Source organism: Streptomyces nanshensis (assembly GCF_001751255.1).
In the GTDB taxonomy this organism is placed as follows: Bacteria; Actinomycetota; Actinomycetes; order Streptomycetales; family Streptomycetaceae; genus Streptomyces; species Streptomyces nanshensis_A.
In genome coordinates this window covers 1-3,485 of record NZ_LJGW01000009.1, presented here as the reverse complement: position 1 = coordinate 3,485, position 3,485 = coordinate 1, and the positions used below count along the sequence as shown (strand labels likewise).

Sequence of the window (3,485 nt, the reverse complement as noted above, 5' to 3'; positions counted from 1 at the left end):
ATCGCGGCCGCACACGTGGCCGGAGTCTTCTCCCTTGAGGATGCCTGTCGACTGGTGTCGGCGCGGGCGGAGTTGATGGAGGCCCTGCCGGAGGGTGGGGCGATGGTCGCGGTGGAGGCGGCCGAGGCCGAGGTTGTTCCGTTGCTGACGGAGGGTGTCTCCCTGGCGGCGGTCAACGGACCGTCGGCGGTGGTGGTGGCGGGCGTCGAGGCCGAAGTCGCCGAAATCGCGGCGCATTTCGAGGCGGAAGGTCATCGCACGCGGAGGCTGCGGGTTTCGCATGCGTTCCATTCGCCGTTGATGGAGCCGATGCTGGAGGACTTCCGCACGGCGATCCAGAACCTGACTTTTGAGGCGCCCGGTATTCCGGTAGCGGCGTGGGGTGATGTGTCGACGCCCGAGTATTGGGTGGAGCACGTCCGGGAGACGGTGCGTTTCGGCGACAGCGTCGAATGGCTCGCTCAGCAAGACGTGTCGGCGTACGTGGAGTTGGGTCCGGACGGCGTGCTCTCGGCCATGACAGCCGCGATCACCCCCGACACCACCACGGTTCCCTTCCTGCGCAAGGACCGTGGTGAAGAAGCCGCGGCGTTGACCGCGGCGGCCCAACTGCATGTCGCCGGTCATGAGGTGGACTGGCAGCGACTCTTCGACGGTACGGGTGCCCGGCGGATCGATCTGCCCACCTACGCGTTCCAGCACCAGCGCTTCTGGCCGACCGCCACCACACGTCCCGGGGACGTACGCGCCGCCGGTCTCGGTTCGGTGGAGCACCCGCTGCTCGGTGCCGCCCTCGAACTGGCCGAGGGCAACGGGGTGTTGTTCACCAGTCGTCTGTCGCTCTCCACGCATCCGTGGCTTGCCGACCACGTCGTCATGGGGCAGATCCTGGTGCCCGGCGCGGCACTGGTCGAACTGGCGGTGCGGGCCGGTGACGAGGTCGGCTGCGACCGCGTCGAGGACCTGACCATGGCCGCACCCCTCGTCCTCCCCGAGGAGAGCGGCGTGCAGATCCAGGTTTCCGTGGGAGCCCCCGACGGACATGAACGCCGGTCGGTTGCCGTGTACTCGCGGACAGAGGACGCGGTCGACATGCCGTGGACGCAACACGCCGTGGGCACGCTCGTCACCGGCGCCTCCGGAGAGGCAGCCTCCTGGCCCGACGCCCACGTGTGGCCTCCCGCCGACGCAGAACCGGTCGAAATCGAGGACTGCTATGAGCAGTTCGCCGACGCCGGCTTTGACTACGGGCCGGTCTTCCAGGGGCTGACGGCGGCCTGGCGCGGCAACGACGGTGCGCTCTTCGCCGAGGTGGAACTGCCCCAGAGCGCTTCCACCGCAGGTTTCGGCCTGCACCCGGCGCTGCTCGACGCCGCGCTGCATGCCTCCTTGCTCGCCGACCGGGACGAAAGCCGGAGCCAGGCGCCGGGACTGCCGTTCTCCTGGGAGGGCGTCACACTGCATGCGGCCGGAGCTTCGGCAGCCCGTGTGCGTCTGACGCGCGGCTCCGAGCGGTCTATGGCAATAGCTCTGGCGGACCGTGCGGGTGCGCTCGTGGCGACCGTCGATTCACTTTCCCTGCGCGAGATCTCGCCGGAGCAGTTCGCGGACCTCGGCAGGCCGTCCGAGACGCTGTTCAGCGTCGAATGGGCCGCCGTACCGGGTGGAGAAACGCCCGTGGGAGAAGTCCCGTTGGTCGGCTCCGACGTCTTCGGGCTGCACGAAGCGCTTGAAGGAGCGCGCGTCACCGTCACCTCTCAGCAGGACCTGACGGTCATCGTCGGACTGGTGCCGGACCTGGTGGTGGCTCCCGTCACCGGTTCTGGCGCCGGGAGCGCCGAGACCGTACACACGACCGTGGGTTACGCGCTGGAACTCATCCAGGAGTGGCTGATCGATCCGCGGTTCATGGACAGTCGTCTGGTGTTTGTGACGCGTGGTGCCATGACGGGTGAGGACCCGGCGGCTGCTGCGGTGTGGGGTCTGGTGCGTTCGGCGCAAGCGGAGCACCCGGGCCGCTTCGGTCTGCTGGATGTCGATGATGCGGAAGCGTCGCTTGCGGCGGTGGCATCCGCGTTGGAGGCCGACGAGCCGCAACTGAGGCTTGTCGACGGGCAGTTGCACGCAGCGCGCCTTGCCCGAGTCGCTCCCCCCTCCGGTGGCGGCGTGGAGTGGAGCTCTGCGGGCTCCGTGTTGGTCACTGGTGGTACGGGTGGTCTGGGTGCGCTGGTGGCGCGGCATCTGGTCTCGGAGCATGGTGTGCGGGATCTGTTGCTCGTATCCCGTCGTGGCCGTGAGGCTGAGGGTGCGGATGACCTGGTAGCCGAACTCACCGAGTTGGGGGCACAGGCCGAGGTCGCGGCGTGTGACGTGGCGGACCGGGAGGCGCTGGCTTCTCTGCTTGCCGGGCATCAGGTGGGTGCTGTGGTGCACGCGGCGGGTGTTCTGGATGACGGTGTTGTGGAGTCGCTGGATCCCGAACGTGTGGCGACGGTGTTCCGTCCGAAGGTGGATGCGGCGTGGAATCTGCATGAGTTGACCCGGGACCGGGATCTGTCGGCGTTTGTGGTGTTCTCGTCGGCGGCGGGTGTGTTCGGTAATGCGGGTCAGGGCAATTACGCGGCGGCGAACGCGTTCCTGGACGCTTTGGCGCTGCACCGCCGCGAACTGGGCCTCCCTGCCGCCTCGTTGGCGTGGGGCGCCTGGGCGCAGGAGGGCATGCTTGACGAGGCCGACGCCGAACGTCTGGCGCGGTCGGGTATGCCCCCTCTGGGTTCCGATGAGGGTCTGGAGCTGTTCGATGCGGCGCTTGCGAGCGATGAACCGCTGCTCGTGCCCGTGAGGCTCGACCTGCCCGTACTGCGTGCTGGCGGCGAAGTCCCGCCGCTGCTGCGCGGACTCGTCCGCACCCGCACACGTCGCACCGCCGACACCTCCGAGGCCGCCGTCACGCTGGTGCGGCGGTTGAGTGGCTTGGACGTGGACGAGCAGCATGAGGCCCTGCTGGGAATGGTGCGTGGTGAGGTCGCGGGGGTGCTGGGCTTCGGCAGTGGTGCGGAGGTCGATGCCTCGCGGGCGTTCCAGGAGTTGGGTTTCGACTCGTTGACGGCGGTCGAGTTGCGTAACCGGCTGACCGCCACGACCGGTCTGCGGCTGCCCGCGACGCTCGTGTTCGACTACCCCACCGCTTCTGCCCTCGCCACGCATTTGCGGGAGGAACTGTTCGGTGCCGGCGTGCAGGGTGCGTTGGTGCCGTCACAGGTGCTGCCGCCGGTGGCGGACGATCCGGTGGTGATCGTGGGGATGTCGTGCCGGTATCCGGGCGGGGTCTCCTCGCCGGAGGATCTGTGGCGGCTGGTGGCGGAGGGGACGGATGCGATCTCCGATTTCCCGACCGATCGTGGGTGGGACCTGGACTCGCTGTTCCATCCGGACCCGGACCACCCTGGCACTTCCTACACCCGTAGTGGCGGCTTTCTTCACGA

Annotated in this window: 1 protein-coding gene; it reads left to right on the top strand. The window is 68.5% G+C overall.

The genetic code is table 11. The annotated features are described in order from the left end of the window. The coding region (locus tag AN218_RS00075; RefSeq protein ID WP_079131667.1) for a type I polyketide synthase at positions 1–3,485 on the top strand (3,485 nt) is incomplete at both ends.